Source organism: Paraburkholderia sp. J63 (assembly GCF_905220245.1).
GTDB lineage: Bacteria > Pseudomonadota > Gammaproteobacteria > Burkholderiales > Burkholderiaceae > Paraburkholderia.
Genome location: NZ_CAJMZF010000029.1, coordinates 39,334 through 62,706 on the forward strand (window position 1 = coordinate 39,334; position 23,373 = coordinate 62,706).

The 23,373-nt window shown below is 65.0% G+C and carries 19 protein-coding genes and 1 pseudogene; 15 read left to right on the forward strand and 5 right to left on the reverse strand.

The genetic code is table 11. The features are described from left to right. Positions 1 to 136: 136 nt before the first annotated feature. The gene (locus U5775_RS26215) at positions 137 to 1,321 is read right to left on the reverse strand and encodes a sugar transporter (RefSeq protein ID WP_322061022.1); all 1,185 of its coding nucleotides are present in this window, start codon (positions 1,319 to 1,321) and stop codon (positions 137 to 139) included. A gap of 486 nt (positions 1,322 to 1,807) precedes the next feature. Between U5775_RS26215 and U5775_RS26220 the strand changes: the two are divergent. From U5775_RS26220 to U5775_RS26240, 5 genes and pseudogenes are all read left to right on the forward strand, one after another. Then, positions 1,808 to 2,272 (forward strand): annotated as a pseudogene (locus U5775_RS26220) (LysR family transcriptional regulator); the annotation flags it as partial. Between the two features lie 97 nt (positions 2,273 to 2,369). Continuing rightward, positions 2,370 to 3,497 (forward strand): TIGR03364 family FAD-dependent oxidoreductase, encoded by a 1,128-nt coding sequence (locus U5775_RS26225; protein WP_322061023.1) that lies wholly within the window; start codon positions 2,370 to 2,372, stop codon positions 3,495 to 3,497. 31 nt (positions 3,498 to 3,528) lie between these two features. Beyond that, a complete protein-coding gene (gene phnX / locus U5775_RS26230; RefSeq protein WP_322061024.1) occupies positions 3,529 to 4,344 on the forward strand; it encodes a phosphonoacetaldehyde hydrolase in 816 nt (271 codons plus the stop codon). 68 nt (positions 4,345 to 4,412) lie between these two features. After that, positions 4,413 to 4,808 carry an extracellular solute-binding protein gene (locus U5775_RS26235; protein ID WP_322061025.1) on the forward strand — a complete coding sequence of 132 codons (396 nt, stop codon included), beginning with the start codon at positions 4,413 to 4,415 and terminating at the stop codon, positions 4,806 to 4,808. Further along, entirely contained in the window at positions 4,793 to 5,032 is a 240-nt protein-coding gene (locus U5775_RS26240) for a hypothetical protein (RefSeq protein WP_322061026.1), read from the forward strand. The genes U5775_RS26235 and U5775_RS26240 overlap by 16 nt, the downstream gene beginning before the upstream one ends. A gap of 145 nt (positions 5,033 to 5,177) precedes the next feature. Here the strand turns inward: U5775_RS26240 and U5775_RS26245 are convergent, their stop codons facing one another. Continuing rightward, positions 5,178 to 5,507, reverse strand: a complete 330-nt coding sequence (locus U5775_RS26245) for a BON domain-containing protein (RefSeq protein WP_322061027.1) — start codon at positions 5,505 to 5,507, stop codon at positions 5,178 to 5,180. A gap of 399 nt (positions 5,508 to 5,906) precedes the next feature. Between U5775_RS26245 and U5775_RS26250 the strand changes: the two genes are divergently transcribed. From U5775_RS26250 to U5775_RS26280, 7 genes are all read left to right on the forward strand, one after another. Then, positions 5,907 to 7,172, forward strand: coding sequence for a cytosine permease (locus U5775_RS26250; RefSeq protein ID WP_322061028.1), 1,266 nt, complete (start codon positions 5,907 to 5,909; stop codon positions 7,170 to 7,172). Positions 7,173 to 7,274: 102 nt separating this feature from the next. After that, entirely contained in the window at positions 7,275 to 8,813 is a 1,539-nt protein-coding gene (locus tag U5775_RS26255) for a hydantoinase/oxoprolinase family protein (RefSeq protein ID WP_322061029.1), read from the forward strand. A 42-nt stretch (positions 8,814 to 8,855) separates the two neighbouring features. Beyond that, positions 8,856 to 9,965 (forward strand): DUF917 domain-containing protein, encoded by a 1,110-nt coding sequence (locus U5775_RS26260; protein WP_322061030.1) that lies wholly within the window; start codon positions 8,856 to 8,858, stop codon positions 9,963 to 9,965. A gap of 240 nt (positions 9,966 to 10,205) precedes the next feature. After that, entirely contained in the window at positions 10,206 to 11,072 is an 867-nt protein-coding gene (locus U5775_RS26265) for a hypothetical protein (RefSeq protein WP_322061031.1), read from the forward strand. A 37-nt stretch (positions 11,073 to 11,109) separates the two neighbouring features. Beyond that, positions 11,110 to 13,785, forward strand: a complete 2,676-nt coding sequence (locus U5775_RS26270) for a helix-turn-helix transcriptional regulator (protein ID WP_322061032.1) — start codon at positions 11,110 to 11,112, stop codon at positions 13,783 to 13,785. A gap of 22 nt (positions 13,786 to 13,807) precedes the next feature. Next, complete coding sequence (locus U5775_RS26275; RefSeq protein WP_322061033.1) at positions 13,808 to 15,295, forward strand: M20 family metallopeptidase; 1,488 nt, start codon at positions 13,808 to 13,810, stop codon at positions 15,293 to 15,295. A gap of 138 nt (positions 15,296 to 15,433) precedes the next feature. After that, complete coding sequence (locus U5775_RS26280) at positions 15,434 to 16,150, forward strand: aspartate/glutamate racemase family protein (protein WP_322061034.1); 717 nt, start codon at positions 15,434 to 15,436, stop codon at positions 16,148 to 16,150. Between the two features lie 51 nt (positions 16,151 to 16,201). Here U5775_RS26280 and U5775_RS26285 read toward each other — a convergent pair whose 3' ends face one another. Further along, complete coding sequence (locus U5775_RS26285; protein ID WP_322061068.1) at positions 16,202 to 17,152, reverse strand: LysR family transcriptional regulator; 951 nt, start codon at positions 17,150 to 17,152, stop codon at positions 16,202 to 16,204. Positions 17,153 to 17,281: 129 nt separating this feature from the next. On the opposite strand from U5775_RS26285, the gene U5775_RS26290 reads away from it, so the two are divergent. The 3 genes from U5775_RS26290 (at position 17,282) to U5775_RS26300 (ending at position 20,039) form a co-directional block, all read left to right on the forward strand. After that, a complete protein-coding gene (locus U5775_RS26290; RefSeq protein WP_322061035.1) occupies positions 17,282 to 18,052 on the forward strand; it encodes a transporter substrate-binding domain-containing protein in 771 nt (256 codons plus the stop codon). A gap of 40 nt (positions 18,053 to 18,092) precedes the next feature. Continuing rightward, a complete protein-coding gene (locus U5775_RS26295) occupies positions 18,093 to 19,211 on the forward strand; it encodes a succinylglutamate desuccinylase/aspartoacylase family protein (RefSeq protein WP_322061036.1) in 1,119 nt (372 codons plus the stop codon). Positions 19,212 to 19,436: 225 nt separating this feature from the next. Next, positions 19,437 to 20,039, forward strand: a complete 603-nt coding sequence (locus U5775_RS26300) for a DUF2459 domain-containing protein (RefSeq protein WP_322061037.1) — start codon at positions 19,437 to 19,439, stop codon at positions 20,037 to 20,039. Positions 20,040 to 20,340: 301 nt separating this feature from the next. Here the strand turns inward: U5775_RS26300 and U5775_RS26305 are convergent, their stop codons facing one another. Together U5775_RS26305 and U5775_RS26310 are read right to left on the reverse strand one after the other, a co-directional pair. Beyond that, positions 20,341 to 20,523, reverse strand: coding sequence for a hypothetical protein (locus tag U5775_RS26305; RefSeq protein ID WP_322061038.1), 183 nt, complete (start codon positions 20,521 to 20,523; stop codon positions 20,341 to 20,343). A 267-nt stretch (positions 20,524 to 20,790) separates the two neighbouring features. Further along, positions 20,791 to 23,091 carry a sigma-54 dependent transcriptional regulator gene (locus tag U5775_RS26310; protein WP_322061039.1) on the reverse strand — a complete coding sequence of 767 codons (2,301 nt, stop codon included), beginning with the start codon at positions 23,089 to 23,091 and terminating at the stop codon, positions 20,791 to 20,793. Positions 23,092 to 23,373: the final 282 nt, after the last annotated feature.

The window sequence follows — 23,373 nt, forward strand, 5'->3', positions numbered from 1 at the left end:
CGCTAATCGGAACAGAAGGCGGAAGGCTACGCACTTGCGACGAGGCTGATGCCCGTGCTGGAAGGCCCTGAGTGGGGTATCTCGCACAGCGGGCCTTGGCCCGCAATGCAGGTGCCGACGCCGGCACCCCTTCCCGCTACGCGTGCGCGCGGCCGCGGTGCGCGCGCATCGCCAGCCAGCTCAAGCCCGCCCCGACTCCGCCCACCATTCCCCCGAAGGTGCCGATCCACGCAAGCCCGAACTTGTGCGCGATATGGTTGCCGAGCAGCGCGCCCGCGCCAATGCCCACGTTGTACAGGCCCGAGTAGATCGAGACCGCGAGGTCCGTGGCGTCCGGCGCGAGCCTCAGCACCCATGCCTGCATGGCGAGGCCGAAGCAGACGACCGCGCCGCCCCAGATCACGGTATGGACCGAGAGCGTGACGATGCCGAGGGCGCAGGGAAACAGCACCAGCAGGCAGGCCGCGAGCGCGACGATGGAGGAGAGCAGGAATTGCTCCGGCCGGTGCGGATAGATGCGGTTGAAGCAGATCGCGGCGGGAATGCCGGCGACCCCGAACAGGATCAGCAATGTGGTGATCCGGCCTTGGCTCGCACCATTGACCGTTTGCACGAACGGCTCGATATAGGTGTACGACGTGAAGTGCGCGGACACGACGAGAATCGTGATCAGGTAAAGCAACACGAGCGTGGGCTTCCTGAATAGCGTGGGCAGGCTGCGCAGCGAGCCCGACTGATGGCTCGGCAGTTCGGGCAGCACGGCGCGCAGGACCACCAGCGTGAGGGCGGCGGCGCCGGCGATCACGACGAAGGTGACGCGCCACCCCAATGTCTCGCCGATCACGCGTCCGATCGGAATGCCGGCCACCATGGCGATCGAGGTGCCCGTCGCGAGCAGGCCGAGGGCGTGACTCTTCTTCTGCGGCGGCGCGAGCCTGACCGCGAGCGCAACCGAAATCGACCAGAAGATGGCGTGCGCGCACGCAATGCCGAGTCTGCCGAAGACCAGCACGGGAAAATTCCAGGCGACACTGGTGACGATGTGGCTCGCAACGAACAGCACGAATACCCAGACCAGCAGCTTGCGACGCTCGACGTTACGGGTCAGCACCGTCAAGGGCAGCGATACGACGGCCACGGTCCATGCGTAGATCGTGAGCATGAGGCCCACGTCGGTGGGCTGCATGTGCAGGCTCGCGCCGATGTCGCTGAGCAGCGCGACGGGCACGAACTCGGTGGTATTGAAGATGAAGGCGGAAAGCGCCAGGGCGAGTACGCCCCACCACGAGTGCTCGGGAGAGGCCAGTTCAGGCTTGGACATGCTTGCTTGCAGGAAAAAACAGACGAAAGCGGATTATCGCGTATAACCTCGCGGTCCATCGATCTGGTAGGCGGGCTATCCGCATCTGGGCGCGCAGGATGCGTGCGTGCTCCGCAGCGCGAGGGCGATATCAACGACGCCTCAATCACCAGCCTTATATAGTTAGTCATCCTTCTAAAAAATTCTCGAGCGCCAACTTTGACGAAAGCCAGTCGGCTACGCGTCACAGCACGCCTGGTTCAAAGGCACCCCAGACCTTCGCCACCTCCAAAGCTGAACAACGGCTTTCATTCATGCCGTCGCCGCAATACCATCGAAAATCGCCGCGGTAATACGCGTGTCGTAGACGTCTGTTTGACTCCAGCGTGTGGTTTGCCGCACCGGCTCCCGGTCCGGTGCATAGGGCATGCAGCTGGAGGCCGCCTGCCAGGCGACTTTCGTTCCTTCCTTTTACCTGTCCATGCCGAACGCCCGCCATGCCATTGCCAACTGGGGCTGAGCCAACCCACCGTCACCGCACAGATTCGCGCGCTGGAGGCCCAGTACGGGGTCGAGCTGTTTTATCGCGGCGGCAAACGCTTATCCCTCACCGATGTTGGAATTGCATTAATGGAGAAAGCGATCCAGATGTTCTCCCTGGAGACTGAAACCGATTTCTTTCTCGGCAGCCGCGAGTCCGTTCGCGAGGCGATTGTGCTCAACATGGGCGTGAGTGCGATTCCAAAGCGCGAGGTGCCGAATCACCCCGATCTTCGGATGCTGACGTTCACCGACGCGCAACCCGCGATGAGCGAGTACCTGTATCGCTTGAACGACCGGCGCGACGCGCGGCTCATTGCGGCGTTCATGGCCGAGGCGTCGATCGTCTATCCCTGGGCTCACCCTGCAAAGATACGAATGAGGTCATCGGCAAATTTTCAGTTGACGTCACAGCGGCTACTTGAGCGTTGAATATAGTCTGGCTCAGTGACTCCCGCGGTGGTGGCCCTGTTTTCGGGTCGCTCTACCCGCCCGTTGAAGGGAGCGCGGAACCCAGACATGAGGCCGTATGAAAGACGAGTTTGACCTGGCGGTAGTGGGCGCGGGAATCGTGGGGCTCTCCATCGCGCTCGCTGCCGCGCGCAAGGGTAAGCGCGTTGTCGTGATCGAGCGGGGCGCGCGGGCCACGGGCGCATCGATACGCAACTTCGGCTTCGTGACGGTGACGGGCCAGGAAGCCGGCGACCACTGGGCTCGCGCGATGCGAAGCCGCGAGATCTGGATGCGCGTGGCCGACGAAGCCGGCATCGAGGTTCACCATCGCGGCCTGCTGTTGCCCGCACGGCGCAGCGAAGCCGTGGACGTGCTGCACGCCTTCCTCGCGACGCCGATGGGCGAGGGCTGCAAGATGGTCACACGCGAGGAAGCCGCGAGCATGGTGCCCGCATTGCGAACCGGCGAAGTCAGCGAGATCCTCTATAGTCCGCACGAACTGCGCGTCGAGTCCACCGAGGCGATACCAAAGATCGCCGCGTGGCTCGCGCAAAGGCATGGCGTTTCGTTCCACTGGAGCACGGCGGTGAACGCCATCTACGGGCATCGTGTCGAGACGAGCCGCGGGCCGATCCACGCCGACGCCATCGTCGTATGCCCCGGTGACGATCTGTCGACGCTCTATTCGGAGCGTATCGGGCAGTACGGGCTGAAGATCTGCACGCTGCAAATGTTGCGGCTCAAAACGGGTCATCCGCAAACGAGGTTCGGCGCGGCGGTGATGTCCGATCTGAGCCTCGCGCGCTACGAGGGCTTCAGCGCATTGCCCGAAGTGCAAGCATTGGCAAGCCGGCTAGATGAAGAGGAATCCGAAACACGTGCGGCCGGCATCCATCTGATTACTGTTCAGTCCGCGGACGGATCGCTGGTCGTGGGTGACAGTCATGTTTATGGCAACGCCCACGATCCGTTTGCACAGACGCGCTTCGACGAATTGATTCTTGCCGAGTTCGATCGCGTCTTCGATCTGCCCCAGCGCGAAATCGTTCAGCGATGGGTGGGCTCCTATGTGTCTTCGGGCGAGCGGACCGTTCTGGTCGATCGCCCCGACGACCATGTCCGGGTCGTCATGGTAACGGGGGGCACCGGCGCGTCGACGGGGTTCGCACTCGGCGAACAGGTAATCGACGATCTCTATTCATGAAATGCGAGGCGAAGCGATGAAGGCAGATGAAATGACGAAGCTGAAGGCCGTCGTGTTCGACTGGGCAGGAACGGTCGTGGACTTTGGTTCCTTCGCCCCGATGGGCGTGTTCGTCGAAGTATTCAAGCAGTTCGGGGTCGAGGTGACGATCGACGAGGCGCGCCTGCCGATGGGCCTGCCCAAGTGGGACCATATCGACGCGATGCTGCGCATCCCGCGCATCCACGACGCGTGGAAAGCAAGTCATGGCCGCAACCCGCTCTCCACCGATGTCGACGACATCTATCGCGTGTTCGTGCCGCTGAACGAGGAGATCGTCGACCGCTATGCCGATCTCGTGCCGGGCGCGCGCGAAACCGCCCAGGCATTGCGGGCGCGCGGCCTGAAACTGGGCTCGACCACGGGCTATACGCGCTCGATCATGGCGCGTGTTCTGCCGCTCGCGAAGGAGCAGGGCTACGAAGTCGACAACCTCGTTTGCGCCGGCGACCTTCCGGAAGGGCGGCCCACGCCGATGAACATGTACAAGTGCTTTCTCGACCTCGGCGTTTGGCCCGGCTATGCCGTCGTCAAGGTCGACGATACGGGCGTCGGGATCGAGGAGGGCGTTCTCGCGGGATGCTGGACGGTCGGCGTTGCGCTGAGCGGCAACGAAGCCGGCATGACCGTGGACGCCGTGCGCAATGCGTCCGCCGACGAACTCGCCGTGGTCCGGCGCCGGGCGACGGCCGTGCTGAAAGAACACGGCGCGCACTTCGTCATCGATACGGTTGCCGATCTGCTGCCGGTGATCGACGAGATCGAAAAGAAGCTGGCCGCCGGTCAACGCCCCTGGACCGATAGATAAGCGGAGCGCCGGGAACGCCAGGCCGGCGTTTCCGGCAGAAGAAGCGCCCGGATTCGGTCACTCGCTATTTGTCGAACGGCAAGGGGAGCTGGTTCGAGACCGAGTTCGCCGAATTCACGAAGGAAACCGGCATCAAGGTTCAGTACATCGAGGGTGGCTCGGGCGGCGTGGTCGAACGGCTCTCGAAGGAAAAGTCGAATCCGCAGGCCGACGTGCTCGTGACCCTGCCGCCCTTCATGCAGCGTGCGGCCGCCACCGGCCTGTTGCAGAAGTTCCGGCCGCAGGCGGCGGCCGCGATCATGGGCGGCACCGAGAGCTATCAGCCGCTCGTCAACAACTACACGAACTTCATCTATAACGCCGCCGTGCTGAAGGATGCGCTGCGCACGTATGCCGATCTGCTCGATGCCAAGTACAAGGGCAAGATCCAGTATTCGACGCTGGGGTCTTGCGCGCCTCTCTGATCGCCGCATTCGGCTTGAGCTTCGCGATGTCGATGGGCGAACTCGGCGCGACGGTGATGGTCTATCCGCCGGGCTGGGTCGGCTTGCCGGTCACGATTTTTAGCCAGACCGACCGCGGGGACGTGTTCTCTGGCGCGGTGCTGACTGTCGTGTTGATTGTCGTTACGCTGGTGCTGCTGATCGGGCTCGAACGCATTGCGGCCAGGACAGCGGCCACGCGTTAGAACCGGCTGTGTGTGCGTATTCGGGCTTCGCAATGAAGCCCGTTCCATTGGGCGAGGGCCTCTGCCGGGCGCTACGTCCACTTGGTGTGCCGGGGTTTGCCCGGCACACGGCCAGCGTCACGATGCATTCACGAGAATGCAATCGCTACTGCCGGCTCTTGAGCTTGTTCTTGACGCTGGCAACACCGTCTACCTGCGCGGCCGCTTCCGACGCGGCCTGCACCTGATCGCGGCTCGGTACGGAGCCGCGCAGGGTCACGGCACCGTGGTGCACGACAATCTTCACGCGCGAGGTGTCGACGTTCGCACCGGATACCGCGCTTCGGATGTCGTTTGCGAGTTTCTTGTCCTCCTTGTTTGATGCGACCAGGGCGGAGGCGGAGTCAGGGGCTAGCGGTACACCTTGCGCCCAGGCGCCGGCAGCGCCGCCAATGGAAATGGCGACTACGCAGGCACGAAAAATAGCTCGATTCACGGTTTGTTCTCCTTTGTCACTGTGTGTTTATTGGAACATCAGATAATACGTGCGATGCGCAGAATTAACGTCGTTAATTAATAAGGCATCCATACTAAAAGAGCGATATCAATCCTCGCTCGATCATGTATTGCCGGGCAACCAGCGCGCTCGATAACCTCCGGATTCGTTACAGGGCTGGCGTTGGGTCGAGGTCCATGGCGTCCATAGTATAGGCAGAAAAATCCGGTTTCCGCCAAATCCCCCATTTTTATCCCCACCCCTCCCCCATCGTCATTATTGTCCGCTCGCGACGATGCTTAAGATCGACGCAGATGTGCAGAAACAGGCGCATCCCCGGAGATAGCCCCTTTAAAAAAGCCTCGCGCACGCCCCGCGTGCAGCCCCTGGAGACACCCCGTGACTCTCGATTGCTCGGCAAGTCCTATTTCGGCAGAAGAAACCGTCGGAGGCGTTCGCATTGCACTGATCCTCATGGGCGTCGTGATTACGCTGCCGGCCTTCGCGATGGGCGCGCAGCTCGCGCATTCGCTCGGCACCCAGCACGCCATCGTGGCGAGCTGGGTCGGCGGTCTGTTGCTGGCGGCCGTCGCATCGCTTGCGGCCGTGGCCGGAGCCCGCTCGCGCCTGTCGAGCTACATGCTCATCGTCCAGGCGTTCGGCACTCGCGGCGGCACGATCGCCAATACGGTGCTCGCCATTTCGATGTTCGGCTGGTTCGCCGTGATCGCAATGCTGTTCGGCCGCGCGATGCAGCCGAGCGCCGCTGCGCTGCTGCCGCATATTCCCGTCACGGCATGGGCGTTGATGGGCTGCGCGCTGATGACGGCGACCGCCGCGGTCGGCTTCCGCGCGCTCGATCTGCTCTCGCTCGTGACCACGCCGCTCAAACTGGGCCTGCTGTTCGCCACGTTCTGGTTCGCGCTGCACATGCCGCACGCCATGAATGCGCTGCACTTCGCGGGCGCCGATAGCCTCTCGGTCGGCTCCGGCATTTCCTTCGTCGTGGGCGGCCTGATCGTTGGCGCGGTGCTCGCGCCGGACGTTTGCCGGTATGCGCGCACGCCCTTGCAAGGCGCGCTCGGCGTGTGCATTGCGTATGGCATCGGCTTTCCGCTCGTGCTCAATCTTTCGGGTATTCCGAGCATCGTGACGGGCGCGGCCGATCTCGTCGAAATCATGAAGCTGCTGGGCATGGGCCTGCCGTGTCTGCTCATCATCCTGCTTTCGGCGTGGGTCACGAACGCATACAACCTGTACGCGGCGTCGCTCGTGCTCGTGACCGTCGCGCCAAAGCGCCCGCGTTGGGGCCTTGCATTGGCCGCCGGTGTGTTCGGCACGCTGCTCGGTGTGCTCGGCGTGGGCGACAAGATGGTGCCGTTCCTGATCGTGCTTTCCGTCGCCGTGCCGCCGATCGCCGGCGTGTACCTCGCGAACTTCTATCTCGCCGCGGGCAAAGTCGCCGACGTCACGCCAGCATGGCGCATCGAGGCCCTGGCAGCCTGGGCGCTCGCGACGGGCATCGCCGGCTGGATGCAGGCGCAACAGATGAGCGTGACCACGATTCCCGCACTGGACTCGCTGTTGCTGTCGATCGCGGCATACGCGGTCCTGCGCCGTCTCGTGATGAGGCGCTTGCCCGTCAATACGCAATCGCAGAGCTGAGCTTCTGCGGCGCACTTTACTCGCCCCCTGCGCCGCATTCCGGGAGACCCGATGGAAGCGGCCGCCAGGGCGGTGCAATTCACCCAACAGAACGAGGAGCATATGTACCGAGCAGGAATCGACGTAGGCGGCACCAACACCGACGCGGTGCTGTTGCATGGGCGCGAGGTCGTCCTCGGCATCAAGACCGCTACCACGCGCGACGTCACGAGCGGCGTGCTCGATGCACTGTCGCGCGTATTGCGGGAGTCCGATGTCGCGCCCTCGGCGGTCGGCGCCGTGATGATCGGCACAACCCATTTCACCAACGCCGTGATCGAGCGGCGCGAGCTTTCGCGGGTCGGCGTGCTGCGTCTGTGCCTGCCGTCGAGCGCCGATATTCCGCCTTTCTCGGGCTGGCCCGCCGATCTGGTCGAAACGCTCAATCCGCTCGTGCGTCTTTCGGCGGGCGGCCACGAGTTCGACGGGCGCGAGATCTCGCCGCTCGACGTCGCCTCGATCCGCCGCTTTGCCGACGAATGCGCGCAGGCCGGCATCGATCACATCGCGATTTCAGGCATATTCTCGCCGCTCGCGCCGGGCCAGGAGGAGCGCGCGGCGGAGATTGTGCGCGAGCGTCTGCCCGCCGCGCATATCACGTTGTCGTCGTCGCTTGGCAACCTCGGGATGCTCGAACGCGAGAACGCGACGATCCTGAACGCAGCGCTCGTCGATCTCGGCGGACGCATCAGCCGCGCGTTCAGCGACGCGTTGCGCGCGACCGGAGTGAGCGCGCCGTTCTTTCTCACGCAGAACGACGGCACCCTGATTGCCGCTGAACGTATCGCCGATTATCCGATTCTCACCGTGGCTTCGGGCCCGACCAATTCGATGCGCGGCGCGGCGTTCCTCTCGGGCAAACCGGATGCCATCGTCGTCGATATCGGCGGCACGACTTCGGACGTCGGCATGCTGCAAAAGGGCTTTCCGCGCATGGCCGGCGTTGCGGTCGAGCTGGGCGGCGTGCGCACCAACTTCCGCATGCCCGACGTGCACTGCATCGGCCTCGGCGGCGGCTCGCTCGTCGATACATCGGCGCGAGCGATAGGCCCGCGCAGCGTCGGCTATCAACTCTATGAGAAGGCGCTCGTATTCGGCGGCGATACGCTGACCGCGAGCGACATTGCGGTGGCCGCGGGCATTGCCCAATTCGGCGACAGCAAGCACGTCGCGCATCTTGGCGCAGACGACGTTCGCGCGTGCACGCAACGCATGCACGCGATGGTCGCCGCCGCCGTGGACCGCATGCGCATCTCGGATGCGCCGGTGCCGGTGCTGCTCGTCGGCGGCGGCAGCGTGTTGCTGGACGGAGACGTGGACGGGCTGCCGACGATGCGTCCGCCGTCGTTCAACGTGGCGAACGCCGTGGGCGCGGCCATCGCGCAGATTGGCTGCGAGATCGATCACGTCTACCGCCTCGAAGACATCGGCCGCGAGGACGCGATCGCCGATGCGCAGGCACGCTGCCGCAAGAAGGTGATCGACGAAGGCGGCGTGGCGGAAAGCATCGATACGCTGAACGTGGAAGAGACGCCGCTTGCCTATCTGCCCGGCAAGGCCACGCGCATTCGCGTGAAGATGGTGGGCGACCTGCGTCTGTGAACCGCTCAAAAAAAAAGCGCATATCAATATGGAGAACGAATCATGTGGAAAATAGACGCCGACCAGCTGGACGCCATTGCGCTTGGCAGCGCGATCTACGGAACGGGCGGCGGCGGCGATCCGTACCTGGGCAAGCTGCTCGGCCAGCGTCTGATGCGCGAGTCGGGTCCCGTTGACCTGATCGACGTGATGACGCTCGACGACGACGCGCTGGTCGTGCCCGTGGCCGGCGCCGGTGCGCCCGTGGTGATGACGGAAAAGCTGCCGAGCGTCGAGCCGCTGATCCTTGCGCTGCATGCGCTGGAAAAGCATCTCGGGCGCAAAGCCGACGCCACATTGTGCATGGAGGCGGGCGGCTTCAATTCGACGATCCCGTTCTCGGTCGCCAGCCGCGTGGGTATCCCGCTCATCGACGGGGACACCATGGGCCGCGCGTTTCCCGAGCTCCAGATGTCGACCTGCACGATGTACGGCATTGGCGCGACGCCGATGGCCGTTGTCGACGACCGGTCCAACGTGGTGCTGATTCAATCGGGCAACAACCATTTCGCGGAGCGCACGACGCGCTCGATTCTCGTCGAAATGGGCGGCGCGTGTTCGTGCGCGCTGTATCCGATGACGGGGGCGCAGGCCAAGCGCGCCGTGATTCGCGGCTCGCTGCGCGCGCTGCAACGCGCGGGGCAGGTGGTGCTCGACGCGCGTCGCGAGGGAAGCGACGCAGTTAGCGCGCTGCTCGGCGCGCTCGGTGGCGTTCGTCTCTTCGAGGGCAAGGTGACCGACGTCGTGCGTCGCCTTGAAGGCGGCTGGCAGCGCGGGGTCGTCACGATCGCGGGCCTCGACCGGTTTGCCGGCCGCACGGCGCAACTCGAACTCCAGAACGAGTTCCTGCTCGCCCGCGTCGATTCGCGCGTTGTCTGCATGACGCCCGACCTCATTTGCACGCTCGACATGGAAACGGGCGAGCCCATCACGAGCGAAGCGATGCGCTACGGGCTACGCGTGACGCTGATGGGACTGCCGAGCCACCCGTCGTGGCGTACGCCCGCCGGTCTCGATCTCGCGGGGCCGCGCTACTTCGGCTACGACACCGACTACGTCCCGCTCGAAACGCTCACGAGCGCCGCACAGGAGGACGCGCTCACCGAAGCGTGAACGAAGCCATCCGCCCTGCAAAGCGCAAAGAACCCTAAACGGCGGCAAGGGCAACCCAGGTGGCCGCGCGAGACTCGCGCCGGCCATGGGAAAACGTGTGAGGAGATCTCTATGGCAGCAGCTCGTCGTCAAACTGGAAAGTTGGCCCGGCTTTCTCGCGCATGCCGCGCGCGGGCCGCATCGGTAGCACGCTTCATGCACGCGCGCGTTGCGGCGCTGCGCACAAGCCGTGGTTGCGCCATGGTACTCGGTGCGGCCGCCTTCATGGCCGCGGTGTGGTCGCCCGCCGCCTGCGCGGGCAATTTCATCGGTTTCTCGCAACCGGGCATTCCCGGCACCTTCGGCGTGCTGCTGTTTCCCTCGTACTCGCATAGCGCGCCGAACATCAACACGGGCAAGATGTTTACGGAGCTCGCGTACTTTTCGAAGACCGGTGTCACGGGCACGACGCGCGACCAGTTTGAAACGTGGCTGGGCTTCTATTCAGGTGTGCAGACGACCCCGAAAGGATCGGACGATTCCGCATTCGGGATTTCCACGCCGGAGCTGGGCCTCGAATACTACTATCACGTCGTGGAATCCGCGGATAACACCTTCGGGACCGACGACTTTCGCAGTTGGTGGATCAGCCCGATGCTGATTTTCAACGCGCCGAACGGATCGAGCAAGACCGGTGGATTTGGCGCGGGCGCGAACCAGTGGTCGATCAGCGCGAGCGTGAACAACTATTTCGGCTATGGCCGCTGGCATGCGACGGTGGCGCCCATCGCCGGCGCGTATCTGTTCCATAACTACAATCTGACCGAATTGCCGTCCGGCAGCGGCGTGCGCATGCGTGGTGGTCTTTCGCTTTCGCTGTTCGATATCGCCGCCGGCTATCAGTTCGTTCCGAACCTGTTGGCCGGTATTCATCATGTTTACAATATCTACAATATTGGCGGATCGGATTTTCAGCGCGCGACGGAAGGGATGATCGGCCCGACGTTCACATACCTCGGTTTCGCCGCGCAGAACTGCTTCATCTCCGGTACGCTCGACGTGGACTATCACCATCAGGGCGTGCCGCGCAGCGTGAGTGTGAACTTCTCGCTGGTGAAGAACTTCTGATCCGCGCCTCCCTCTATTACGCCGCAGGAGAGTGATTGTGGAGCGCCGAGCGCGACTGGACCTTGCTACCCGTTTCGAACCCGACGTCCGCATCGACGATGCGCTCGCGCGCGAGCGCCTGCTGCGCCAGTTGAGCGACGCCGCGCCGGCTCGCGCACGCGTCGTGGTCGTGCGGGCTCCTGCCGGGTTCGGGAAAACAACGTTGTGCGCGCAACGATCGAGGCAATTGCAGGAGTCGGGCGTCGCCACGGTGTGGCTGAACTGCATGGAAGGCGATCGAAAGGCGGCGGACTTGCGCGCACTGCTGGGCGAGGCCCTGCGGCATGCGGGCTTGGTCCCGGCGCGCGCCCCTGCAAAACTCGATGCGTTGCTCGCGACGGCATGCGAGCGCGCCGGGGAAATCGCGGTCTTCATCGACAACGACGAACATCTCGCCGGAACCGACGCCGACGAGCAATTGACGGCGCTGGCGCAGGTCCTGCCCGAAGGGGTGACCTTGTACCTTGCGGGCCGGCGGCCGCCCGACGCGTTCCAGTCGCAGCGCTGGCTCGGAGGTCATTGGCGCGTGCTCGACCCTGCGTTGCTGTGCTTCAGTACCGATGAAGCGGCGCGCTTTCACCAGCAGGCAGGGTGCCAGGCGCCGCTCGCCGCCTTGCTCGAAAGCTGCGAGGGCTGGCCGGTCGCGATGCAGTTCGCGCGGCGTCAAGACGCGCAAGGCAGTGGTGCGATCGGTGCTGCAATCGGCGGCGCCCAGGTGGAAGCCGATGCCTGGCTCGCGACGCAGATCGTCGACCCGCTCGACGCTGCCGATCGCGCCTTCCTCGTCGAAACGGCCATTCTCGACGAGGTGCGCGCCGACATTGCCGACGCCGTGCGCGAGCGGGCCGATAGCGGGCACCACATCACGCGGCTGGCCGCGCTTTCGCCGATGATCCGGCCGGGAACGTCGCCGCTCTCCATCCATGTCGTTCCGTGGCTGCGGCAACATCTGCTGCGTCGTGCGCTTCAGGATGGCGACGCGGTCGTCAACGCTCGCCATATGCGCGCCTCGGGGGCCTATGCCGCTCGCAACGATCTGCTCGCCGCCGTCGACCACGCCGTGGCGGCCCACGAGCCCGAGGCGGCGGCGCGGCTGCTCGAAGCGCGTGGCGGTGCGCGCCTCATGGCCGATGCGGGCGTCGGACGCGCGCGCGTATTGCTTTCGCGCTTGCCCGCCGAGATCCGGCACCGCCATCCTCGCTTGCGGCTACTGCATATCGGCATCCTGCTCGTCGAAAACAATGCGAGCGAGGCGTGCTGGGATCTCGAACGGCTGCAAGCCGAATTGCGCGACCCGCCCGCTGGTTCGCCATCCCCGCGGCTCGCTGACGACGCCGCCTTTCAGCTCGATCTCGCGCTCGTGGAGACGATGGTCCTGGTCCATCGCGCCGAGCATGAACTCGTGGTCTCGCCGTGGGCCGATCTCGATCGCGTGACCCGGCTCGCCATGACGCGCTTCTGCGAAGACTGGCGCCTGCTCGGCATCCTGATTCCGCTTCAGGTGATGTTCATTCATCGCTATGGGCCGCTTTCCGACGCCGCACGCTACATCGCAAGAATCGAGACGATGTACCGGAGCCCGGACCACGATTACAACCTCGCGTGGGTGCGCCTCAATCGCGCGCGCGAATGCATGGGGTCGGGGCATCTGGCCGAAGCGGACCGCATTCTCACCGAAGTGAGCGACCCGCGCCTCGCCGTCGCGCGCTTCGGACAGAACTCGTTTATTCATCGGGTCGCGACGATGCGCGCGCGCATTGCGTACCTCACGGGCCACGTCGAGGTCGCGGCGCGCATACTCGACAGCATCCCGGCGAACTCGGCGGGGCTGGTGCTCGAAGTCATCTGTGCGCTCTACGTCGATCGCGCGCGCTGCCATTTCGCGCTAGGGCAAAGCGATGCTGCGCTGGCGCGTCTCGATGCGGCGGACCGGCTCGCCGCGCTGGAGACGCTGCCGCACCTCGGGGTTCAGTCGGCATGCTTGAGGCTCGTATGGCTTGCCGACTCGGGGCAGGTGGAGGCCATGCGCGCACTCGAGGAACGCATCGATCTCGCGGCGCTCTGGAATACGGCGTGTGAACCGCGTGCGTTACCGTGGGACGACGTCGAAATGGTTGGGCACGCAACGATTCGCAGCGCGCTCGCGCAAGGCCGCAGCGACATCGCGCGCGAAGCAGCGGACCGGCTGCACGCGCTCGCGGAGCAAATGGAGGAGCGGCCCGGCATCGTGGTGGCGCGCCTGCTGCGCGCACGCGCCTTGAAAGCCGCAGGGGCCGATCACGCGAGCTTCGAAGCGTGGGCGGCGGCGGTGTCGATCGCGGCCGAGGGCGGCATGAGCCAGCCGTTTGTCGAAGACTGCCCGGACATGACCTTCGTGAACAGGGCGCTACTGGACGAAACCCCGGCGCAGCACGCTTTGCGCAAGCGCATTCAGGCGCATTTCCTCGATGCGCTGCGTTTGCGCATTGACCGCGACGAGCGGCTCACGCCGCGCGAACGCGATGTGATGTACTGGCTCGCCCAAGGGCAGACGACCAAGGAAATCAGCCGTGCGCTCGGTGTCTCGCCCGAGACGGTCAAGCAGCATCTGAAGACGATTTTTTCGAAGCTCAATGTGAATACGCGTGCGGCCGCTATCGAGGCCGTGCAGGTCGCGGCGCAGAGTGGGACATGACTGACGCATCTGAGGAGACGATATGGCTGTGGAGGCTGCAATCAATGAAGCGCCGCGTGCGCTCGACGCCAGCGCGTTGCGCGATTACGTGGCACAACGCTGGGACGACGAAATCGTCCGGGCGTTGACCGACTATATCGGCGTGCCCGCCAAGAGTCCCGCATTCGACCCGCACTGGGCACGCAATGGCTATCTCGAACGCGTGGTGGCCGATGCCGTGCAATGGGCCGAACGTCAGCCGGTGAAAGGGCTGAAAGTGGAGGTGATCCGGCTGCCAGGACGCACACCGCTGATCTGGTTCGAAGCGCCGGCCACTCGTTCGGGCAGCAGTCAAACCGTGCTGCTTTATGGTCATCTCGACAAACAGCCCGAGTTCGATGGCTGGCGTCGCGATCTCGGACCGTGGACGCCCAGGCTGATCGACGGGCGGCTTTATGGCCGCGGCGGCGCGGACGATGGATATGCGATCTATGCGAGCGTGACGGCGCTCGCCGCGCTCGATGCACAGGGTGTGGAGCGTCCCCGCTGTGTCGGCTTGATCGAGACATGCGAGGAGTCGGGTAGCTACGATTTGCTGCCCTACGTGGAGGCTCTGCGCGAACGGCTTGGTCAGGTGGGCCTCGTGGTGTGCCTCGACTCCGGTGCGGGCAATTACGATCAATTGTGGCTGACCACGTCGTTGCGCGGCGCCGCGGTGGGCGACCTCGAAGTCGAGGTGCTGGAGGAAGGGATTCACTCGGGCGCATACGGCGGCATTGCCGCATCGAGCTTTCGCGTGATGCGCCAGCTTTTCGAACGGCTCGAAGACGCTTCGACGGGCCGCCTCCTGCCCGCGCGATTTCATTGCCCGATCCCGCCGTCCCGGCTGCGCGAGGCGCAAGCGGCCGCGCAGATTCTTGGCGATGAAGTCTGGAAGAAGTTGCCCTGGGCATGCGGCCAGGACGGCAGCAAGGTGTTGCCGACGACGACGGACCCCAAAGAAGCATTGCTCGATTCGACGTGGCGGCCATCGCTCGCGGTAACGGGCGCATCGGGCCTGCCAGGGCTTGCCGATGCCGGGAACGTGTTGCGCCCGCGCACGGCGTTCCGGCTTTCGCTGCGTCTGCCGCCGCTGGTCGATGCGGCGCAGGCCGTCGCCGCGCTCAAGACATTGCTCGAACTCGATCCGCCCTATAACGCAAAGGTGACATTCAAGCCCGCGGCGGGTGTGGCGAACGGCTGGAACGCGCCCGAAACCCGCGGCTGGCTGGAGGCCGCGTTGAGCGAAGCCTCGCGCGCGCATTTTGGCGCCGATGCGGCTTGTATGGGGCAGGGGGGCACGATCCCGCTGATGAACATCCTGCAGGCCGGCTTTCCGAAGGCGCAATTCATGGTGTGCGGCGTGCTGGGACCGCAGTCGAACGCGCATGGGCCGAACGAGTTTCTGCATGTGCCCTATGCAAAGAAGTTGACGGCGGTGGTGTCCGAAGTCATTGCGCGCGCATTCCCGACCGATCAGCACGAGCACTAACCAAGTTTCATCCAGGTGGCGCTCGCAGCACTGTGATGAGCCGAACGACTATGGCCAATAATTCGATATGCGAAATATTATGGATCACGCAGTGAAGCCAGCCACTTCGTTTTCATCCCACGACAGGAAGGTGAACGCATGAAGATTCGCATCATTTTGCCCATTACCGGCGACGCGCTGATTCCCGAGGTACTCAGCGAGGCACGGCATTGGGCGCTGCCCACGACCACGGTGGATGCCGTGAGCATTCAGAGCGGCAGCACCAGCATCGAGTCGGAGTACGACGACGTGATCAACGGTCCTGGCATCCTCGCCCAGGTCAAGCAGGCCGTCGCCGACAAAGTCGACGGCATCTTCGTCTCGTGCTTTGCCGATCCGGCGGTGTCGGCGGCGCGCGAGATTGCCGATATTCCCGTGGTGGGCGGCTTCGAACCGGCTGTGCTGACGGCGCTCGGGCTTGGCGAGCGCGTTGGCTTCATCACGGTACTGCCCGAGGTGCTGCCGATGTTGCGCGGACTGTCGCGCGGCCATGGCATCGATGGCCGGATCGCGCCACCGAGGGTCGTGAACATTCCGGTCCAGCAACTCACGGATCGTCGCAAGCTGCTTTCGGCACTGCTGGAGCAGGCAAAGGAAGCCGTCGTCACGCGGAAAGAGGCCGATGTCATCGTGCTCGGCTGCACGGGCATGCTCGGGGTGGCGAAGGACCTGCAAGCGGCGCTGCTGGACGCGGCCAATGTCCATGTTCCCGTCGTCGATCCTACCGCTGCCGCCATCACATGGCTCGAAAGTGCCCATCGAATGGGGCTGCGGCCGAGCCGGACGACCTATATGCCTCCACGGAACCCGCATTGACGGGAGGCGCGTGAAGTTTGCCGGTGCGTGCCGTGGCCCGCAACGCAAACTTCAACGCGGCGCGCGATCCTTCCGCGCGCCGCCGGGCAACCGCACGGCGCGCGCATACGAAGCCAGCATCGTCGCCAGTTCCTGCGCCGCGGGCGTGAGCGGGGCCGCCGCGCGCTGCAGAAGACAGACCTGCTGATCCGCGGGACGCTCGGCAATCGGAATACAGGTCAGGCGGTCGGCAAACGGTCCCCGCGTGGCGACCACCGAAGCCTCCAGCGCAAGGCAATCCGTCTCGCTGACCCAATGCAGCGTTTCGAACAACCCTTCCACGGTTGCGATGATGCGCGGCGCCGGCAAGCCGTGATCGGCGAAGAAGGTCGTGAGCCGGCTAGAAGCGAAGGTGTCCGTAATATTCGGCGAGCGCGTGGCGAGCCAATTGGCGCTCGCGAGTGCGCGAAGCGAGCGCGCCCGTGCCAACGGATGATCGCGGCGGCAGACCACTACCGGATTCGACGGATAAAGCTCCGTCACCGAAAGATCGGTGGTATCGGTCTGGTCCGAAACAAGCGCGAGCGCGAAATCGAGCGTCCCCTCGCGTATCCACGAAATCATCATGCGCGAAGTGCCGGTGCGCAAACGCAGCGCCACGCGCGGAAATCGCGCGCTGTATTCGCCGAGCACCGGCGCGAGCGTGTCCATTAGCGGCTCGGTGGTCAGGCCGAACGCCACTTCGCCCGCATAGTCGCCGCGTAGTTGCTGCGCTTCCGCGCTCGCGCGCTCGCACTCGCCGAGTATCGACGCCGCCCGCACCAATAGCCGCTGCCCCAGCACCGTGAGCGTGACGCCGCGATTGGTGCGCATGATCAGCTCGCCGCCCAGCTCCGTTTCCAGGTTGCGCAATTGTTGCGTGACGCCGCTCTGCGCCATGCCGAGCGCGCGGGAAGCCGCCCGCACGCTGCCGTTCCCGGCAACGGCGACGAAGATGCGTAACTGCGAAAGCGTGAGGCTCACGGCGGTGGTCTTGTGCGACCGGTGATCGGTCAAAGTGATCATGATAGACGAATGCGGGCTTTTCCAGAACGCGGCGACGTCCTACCATCGGACAGGCTGGAGACACCGTTCCTTCCTCGATCCTTCGCCATGAAAAAAATCGCATCGATCCTTCTTTCCGTCGCGCTGACCCTCGGCATCCACGCCTCCGCGCGCGCGAGCGACACGCTGCGCCTCGGCATCGACCCGACTTATCCGCCCATGGACGCCAAGGCGCCCGACGGCTCGCTCAAGGGCTTCGACGTCGATCTCGGCAACGAAATCTGCCGGCGCATTCACGCGCATTGCCAGTGGGTCGAGCTGGAGTTCTCGGGCATGATCCCGGCGCTGCAGGCGCGCAAGATCGACGCGATCATGTCGTCGATGGCGATCACGGCGAAGCGCGAGCAACAGATTCTCTTTACCTCCAAGCTGTTCCAGTTCAAGTCGCGGCTCGTCGCGCGCCAGGGCGCCCCTTTTGGCAGCTCCGCCCAGGCGCTGGCCGGCAAGTCGGTCGGGGTGCAGTCGGGCACGCAGTTCGAGACCTATGCGCTCGCGAACTGGGCGCCGGCGGGCGTGCATGTCGTCACTTACAAGAGCCAGGATGAAGTGTTCGCAGACCTGATCAATGGGCGGCTCGACGCCGCGCTGCTGGGCTACGTCGAAGCCGATTACGGCTTCCTGCGCACGACGCAGGGCAAAGGCTTCGCGTTCGTTGGCGGCCCGATCTCGATGGGCGACCGTGGCACGGGGATAGGCCTGCGCAAGGACGAAACCGCGTTGCAGGCGCAGATGAACGCGGCCATCGCGTCCATGCTCAAGGACGGCACCTATGCGCAGATCGCACACCGGTATTTCGACTTCGATCCGTACGGAAACTAAGTCCTGCCAATTATCGATTTTTTGACATCGCTTTTTATTCATGAACCGGCAATCGATTCCGCTCCTCAGTGCCACGCCCGGCACGCATCGCGAACTGACCAGCTTCCATTTCGGCCCTGTCGACGCGCACCAGAAAGTCTATATTCAGGCGTCGCTCCATGCCGACGAAACGCCGGCCATGCTGGCAGGGGTTGTGCTGCGCGCGCAACTGGCGGAACTCGATGCGCAAGGCGCGCTCGCCGCGCGCGTCGTGCTCGTGCCGCTCGCCAATCCGGTCGGCCTGAATCAGCACGTGCTCGGCCAGTTCATCGGCCGCTTCGACCTCACGAGCGGCAGGAACTTCAACCGCCATTTCCACGCGTTCCCGAAGCTGCTCGCGCGCGCGCAGCAGGTGCTCGGCCCCGACGTCGAGCGCAATCGCGAGCTCATCCGGCAGCTCATGCGCGAAGAGCTGGACGCGCGTGAGCCGCTCACGGAATTCGATTCGCTACAGTCGGCGCTGCTCAAGCTCTCGCACGACGCCGATCTCATCATCGACCTCCATTGCTCGCTCGAGGCCGTGATGCACGTGTACACGAGCGAGGCGGGCTGGCCGGACGTCGAGCCGCTTGCGCGCTACCTGGGCTCGCGCGCACAACTGCTCGCGACCGACTCGGGCGCGCAGGCGTTCGACGAAGCGCATAGCCTGCTCTGGTGGGAGTTGCGTCAGCAGATGCCGGCCACGCAGCCGGTGCCGGCCGGACCGACTGCCGTGACGATCGAATGCCGCGGGCAGCGCGACGTCTCGTGGGACAGCGCGCAGCGCGACGCCAATGCGCTGATCGATTACCTGCGCTGGCGCGGCGCGATCGTCGGTGCAGACGCCAAGCCGCTGCCCGAATTGCTCATGCCGGCCACGCCGCTCGCCGGCAGCGCGCAGTTCTATGCGCCGCAAAGCGGGATTCTCGTGCATCGCGCCAATATCGGCGACTGGATACGCGAGAACGATCCGCTGTTCGATATCGTCGATCCGATGACGGGCGGGACCGTTACCGTGAACAGCACGGTGGAGGGCGTGTTCTATATGCGCAGGGCGATCCGTTTCGTCACGGCCGGCGCGCCGCTCGGGCGCGTGACGGGAACGAAGCCGATACGCAGCGGCGTGCTGCTCGGGGCTTGAGGCGCGACGGGTATGGCTTCTGCTGTACCACGCTGAATGCTTGCGTAAGCACGCGCAAGTAGATCGTAGCCTTTGCTGGAGCGGATCACGGTAAAGCAGCACGGCGCGGACGACTGGCGTATTGGGCAAGACGCGAGCCGGCATCGTTCAAGGCGGCCCAGTCTCGCGTGGCCATGCGCGGCCGCGCTGGTTCTTGTTGCTTGCGCCGCCTGCTCGACCGTTCCCGTGCAATCGCTACCCGGCCCCGCGGCCGCGTCCATCGTCGTCGCGCGGCGCGGCTGGCATACCGATGTCTGTATGCGCAGCGAAGATTCCGGTCCATTGAAGGCGTCACTCGCAGCGGATTTCAAAGGCGCGCGCTTCCTTTGCTTCGGCTTTGGCGAACGGCAATATGTCGTGACGCGCACGCATAGTCCGCTGGCGGCGCTCAGGGCGCTGTTTCCGAGCCAGCCGGCCGTGTTGATGACGGTGCTGAACGCGCCCCCGGCGGCGGCGTTCGGGCGCGCGAGCGTGACCCCGCTCGCGGTGACGCGCGAGGGCCTGGCCGGACTCCTCGCGTTTCTCCAGCAGTCGATCGAGCGCGATGCATCGGGCACGCCGCTGCGGCTGGGCGAAGGGCCTTACCCTGGCAGCGAGTTCTTCGCGGCCACGGGCACCTACGATGCGTTCTACACCTGCAACACGTGGACCACGGACGCGTTGCGCTCGGCTGGATTGCCGGTGGGCGGCGCCGTGCTCTTTTCGGGCGATCTGATTTATCGGGTGCGCCAGCTCCCCGCCAACAAGCAGGCGCTTGCCGCGCCTTCGCCGGACACCGCTTCGCACTGATGCGCGGCCATCAGGCCATCAGCCCTTATTGGCAAGGCGCAGTCGCGCAATCGGTTGCGGGGCCCTGCTGAGGCACGACGACCGTGGTCTTGTCGGGCGGTGTCGGGGAACTGCTGCTAAACGAGAGACAGCCCGTGAGCAGAAGCGGGAGAACGAAAACGACTCGGAACCATGGCATGACAGTGCCCCAGGCAGACAGGATGACACCGTCTCAAGCAAGATCGGCTCCCGATAGGTCTGAGTATTCTGGCTGGCTCGATCCTGCATGGTTCCTGCATGGTCATGCTGGAGCGCGGCCTTTTCATTCCACGGCCAACTGATGGAGCAAATACTGAAGCCGCCGCGACTGCAAGGGCAAGATGCCTGGCGTCGAGCGAATCTGCTGCACGCGATCACGCCAGTAACGCCGGCCGAAGATCGCGATATTGCCGTCGACGGCAATGGCGGCTTCGAGGTGGGCAATGGCGCCGTCGAGATTCTTCACGGTGTACGGGCTTTCTCTCTGCGGGCCTGTCCTGGTGTCCTGGCGCGTGCCCCCGCGCTTCGCCGGGTGGCCCCCGTACTGCGGATCTCTCAGTGGTCCTGGCGCAACCTTGATTATCATTTTGCTCCCCCGAATATCGCAACAGAGGAGCAACGGTCATGCCAGATGGCCGGGACTCCACGCGAGCGGGCCAGGACCGTTTTTGACGCCGCTGCGCCTGGACGGTCCCGTCCGCGACTATCGGGGGGAGTGGACGTTTTCGGCCAGTTACCGGTCTTCGCCGCTTGCGGCAGCGTCCTGGCGAAGTTCGGCGAGCAACGCCACCGCACGCGCAATGCGGCGGGTGAAATCGTCCGATAGCCCGCGCAAGCCGCGCGCGAGCGTCTCGATGGCTTCGGTGCGGCGGCCGGTGGATTGCAGGAGATCCGCGAGATAGTGCGCGGCGTCCACGCGCGCGGGCACCGAGCCGAACGCGAGCGCCGTGGAAAGCGCGGTGCGCAGCCCCTGCTCCGCGGCTCTCAGGTCGCCGAGCGCCCACTGCGCGCGGGCCCGCGTGACCAGCAATTCGCCGAGGTAGGCGCGCTCCTGGCGGGCGAGGGTTTCATCGGCGGCGGTGGCGAGCATCGCCTCGCATTGCGCGGCGCGGCCGGCGCGCAGCAGCAGTTCGCCGTGCTGCCACATCTTGAAGGAGTAGAACAGCGTGCCGCCGTTGCTGGCCAGATGATTGTCGTAGCCGTCGAGCATGACGGCTTGCGCTTCGTCTTCCTGGCCGCGCGCGCTCAGGTGGCAGCCGCGGAACACCTGGCCCACGCCCCGATAAAAGGCGAAGCCGTGGGTGATCGATACCGATTCGAGCTCGCTTGAGAGCAGCCCGAGCCGCTCCTGATCGTCGAAGAGGCACGCGAGCCACACGGCCCCCTGCAGATTGACCGCGTGAGCCAGCGCGTGCGTGACCGGACCGGAAGCGCGCAGGATCAGCATTTCCATCGCGCGTCGCGCCTGCCCGAACGCGCCGATCTGGTAGGCGGCGAGCCCTTCGAACGTCAACGCGAGGCTCGCCAGATCGATGCCCTGGGAACCGGTGCGCACGTCGTCGAGCCCGGCGTCGAGCAGATGGCCGCGCGCGAGGCAGGCGAGCGCCTCCTCGCTGTCGCCGAGCCAGAACAGCGTGTTGGTCATGGCGAAGTGGGCTTCGTCGAGCGAGACGCGATCGCCGGTATTCTGCGCACGGTGCAGCATGTCCTGTGCGCTCGCGCGGGCCTGCTTGAGTTGCAGCGTCGCGAGCTGCGTGGTCCAGATGCCGAACTGGATGGCCGCGATTTCGGCCGGCTCGCAGATGCCTTCGCCGGCGGCCAGCGCCGCCGTGTAGCACGCCGTGGCTTCGCTATTGAGCCAGCCGTGCACGCTGCGCAGGCTCATGCCGAGCAGCCGGTAGGCGTCGAACTGGATGCGGCGCGCCGCGTCGCCTTCGTGATTCGCCTGCAGGACATCGAGGCAATGGCGCAAATGGGGAATGGCCTCGGCGAAGCGCGACGTCTCGATCAATGCGCTCGCATGTTCGAGCTGCTTGTGCGCGTCGCGATGATGCACCTCGCGCGATTTCAGGCGCCGTTCGATGGTCTTGCGGCCGACCCCGAGCAACACGGCGGCGGCGCTCTTGTTGCCCGCGCTGCGTTCGAGCGCGCGATCGATCAGGAGGTCTTCGGCGGCGGCGAGCTTGTCGCGTCCTTCGAGCTGTAGCAGCAGGTCGGCGAGCGCCGTGCGCGAAACGGACCCGGCCGCTTCATTGGCGAGAAACGGTTCGAGCGCATCCACGTCGATCAGCGTGCTTTCGGCCAGCACGTTCAGCCGGCTGATCAGGTTGCGCAATTGACGGATATGTCCCGGCCAGGGGTGGCGGCTGAGCCGCCGGATGGCGGCCGGCGAAAACTCGAGGCGGCGCGCGTGCTGCGCGGCGAAGTGCGCGACGAGCGCGGGGATATCCTCGGCGCGCTGGTCGAGGCCGGGCACGGCCAGCACGAACACGGCGAGCCGGTAAAACAGATCTTCGCGAAAGAGCCCCTGCTGCGCGAGCTCGCGCAAATCCCGGTGCGTCGCGGCGACCACGCGCCCTTCGAAGCGCAGCGTCGATGAGGCGCCCACGGGACGAAAGGTCCGCGTTTCGAGCACGCGCAGGAGCTTGGGCTGCAGCGCGAGCGGCAGCTCGCCGATCTCGTCGAGCAGCAGCGTGCCCTTGCCGACTTGCTGGAACAGACCCGGGCGGCTTTCGCCGGCGCCCGTGAATGCGCCTTTGGCGTGCCCGAACAGCTCCGCTTCCACGAGGTGCTCAGGAATGGCGCCGCAGTTGACGTCGACGAACGGTTGATCGTGGCGCAGGCTCAGTGTATGGATACGGCGTGCGACGAGCTCCTTGCCCGAGCCGGTCGGCCCGATGATGAGCAAGGCGTGATCGGTGGGCGCGACGCGATCGATCATGCGGACCAGCTGGCGAAACGCCGGCGCTTCGCCTATGAATGCGCCATGGTCCGTTTTATCTCGCGTGAATGGAACGACAGGGGACGAACTCATGGTCGGCTGGGCTCTCGCGCGTAAGGTTTTGTAATTGTTGCCCCTGGATGTTCCCTCCAGGCCGCTCTCGCTATCATGTTGGAAAATTAACGGCCGCGCCACGGGGGCCGCAGGCGCGGCGCTGGCTGGAGGGCGAAGCGCGGCGACCGGAGCGTGACCCGTGCCCGATCGGTTTGATTGGCTCGATGTGCCGGGAACGGGGTATCGAATTGGCCGCTTTGCTGTCCCGTAGCGATCAGTCTGCCAGATTTACAAAGGATACCGAAGTATTTCGAGCGGCCG

Bases quoted from the DNA above. Each gene is read 5' to 3' on its own strand.
- U5775_RS26215 (WP_322061022.1), bottom strand. From the start codon at position 1,321: ATGTCCAAGCCTGAACTGGCCTCTCCCGAGCACTCGTGGTGGGGCGTA.
- U5775_RS26225 (WP_322061023.1), top strand. From the start codon at position 2,370: ATGAAAGACGAGTTTGACCTGGCGGTAGTGGGCGCGGGAATCGTGGGG.
- phnX (WP_322061024.1), top strand. From the start codon at position 3,529: ATGACGAAGCTGAAGGCCGTCGTGTTCGACTGGGCAGGAACGGTCGTG.
- U5775_RS26255 (WP_322061029.1), top strand. From the start codon at position 7,275: ATGTACCGAGCAGGAATCGACGTAGGCGGCACCAACACCGACGCGGTG.
- U5775_RS26260 (WP_322061030.1), top strand. From the start codon at position 8,856: ATGTGGAAAATAGACGCCGACCAGCTGGACGCCATTGCGCTTGGCAGC.
- U5775_RS26265 (WP_322061031.1), top strand. From the start codon at position 10,206: ATGGTACTCGGTGCGGCCGCCTTCATGGCCGCGGTGTGGTCGCCCGCC.
- U5775_RS26275 (WP_322061033.1), top strand. From the start codon at position 13,808: ATGGCTGTGGAGGCTGCAATCAATGAAGCGCCGCGTGCGCTCGACGCC.
- U5775_RS26280 (WP_322061034.1), top strand. From the start codon at position 15,434: ATGAAGATTCGCATCATTTTGCCCATTACCGGCGACGCGCTGATTCCC.
- U5775_RS26290 (WP_322061035.1), top strand. From the start codon at position 17,282: ATGAAAAAAATCGCATCGATCCTTCTTTCCGTCGCGCTGACCCTCGGC.
- U5775_RS26295 (WP_322061036.1), top strand. From the start codon at position 18,093: ATGAACCGGCAATCGATTCCGCTCCTCAGTGCCACGCCCGGCACGCAT.
- U5775_RS26310 (WP_322061039.1), bottom strand. From the start codon at position 23,091: ATGAGTTCGTCCCCTGTCGTTCCATTCACGCGAGATAAAACGGACCAT.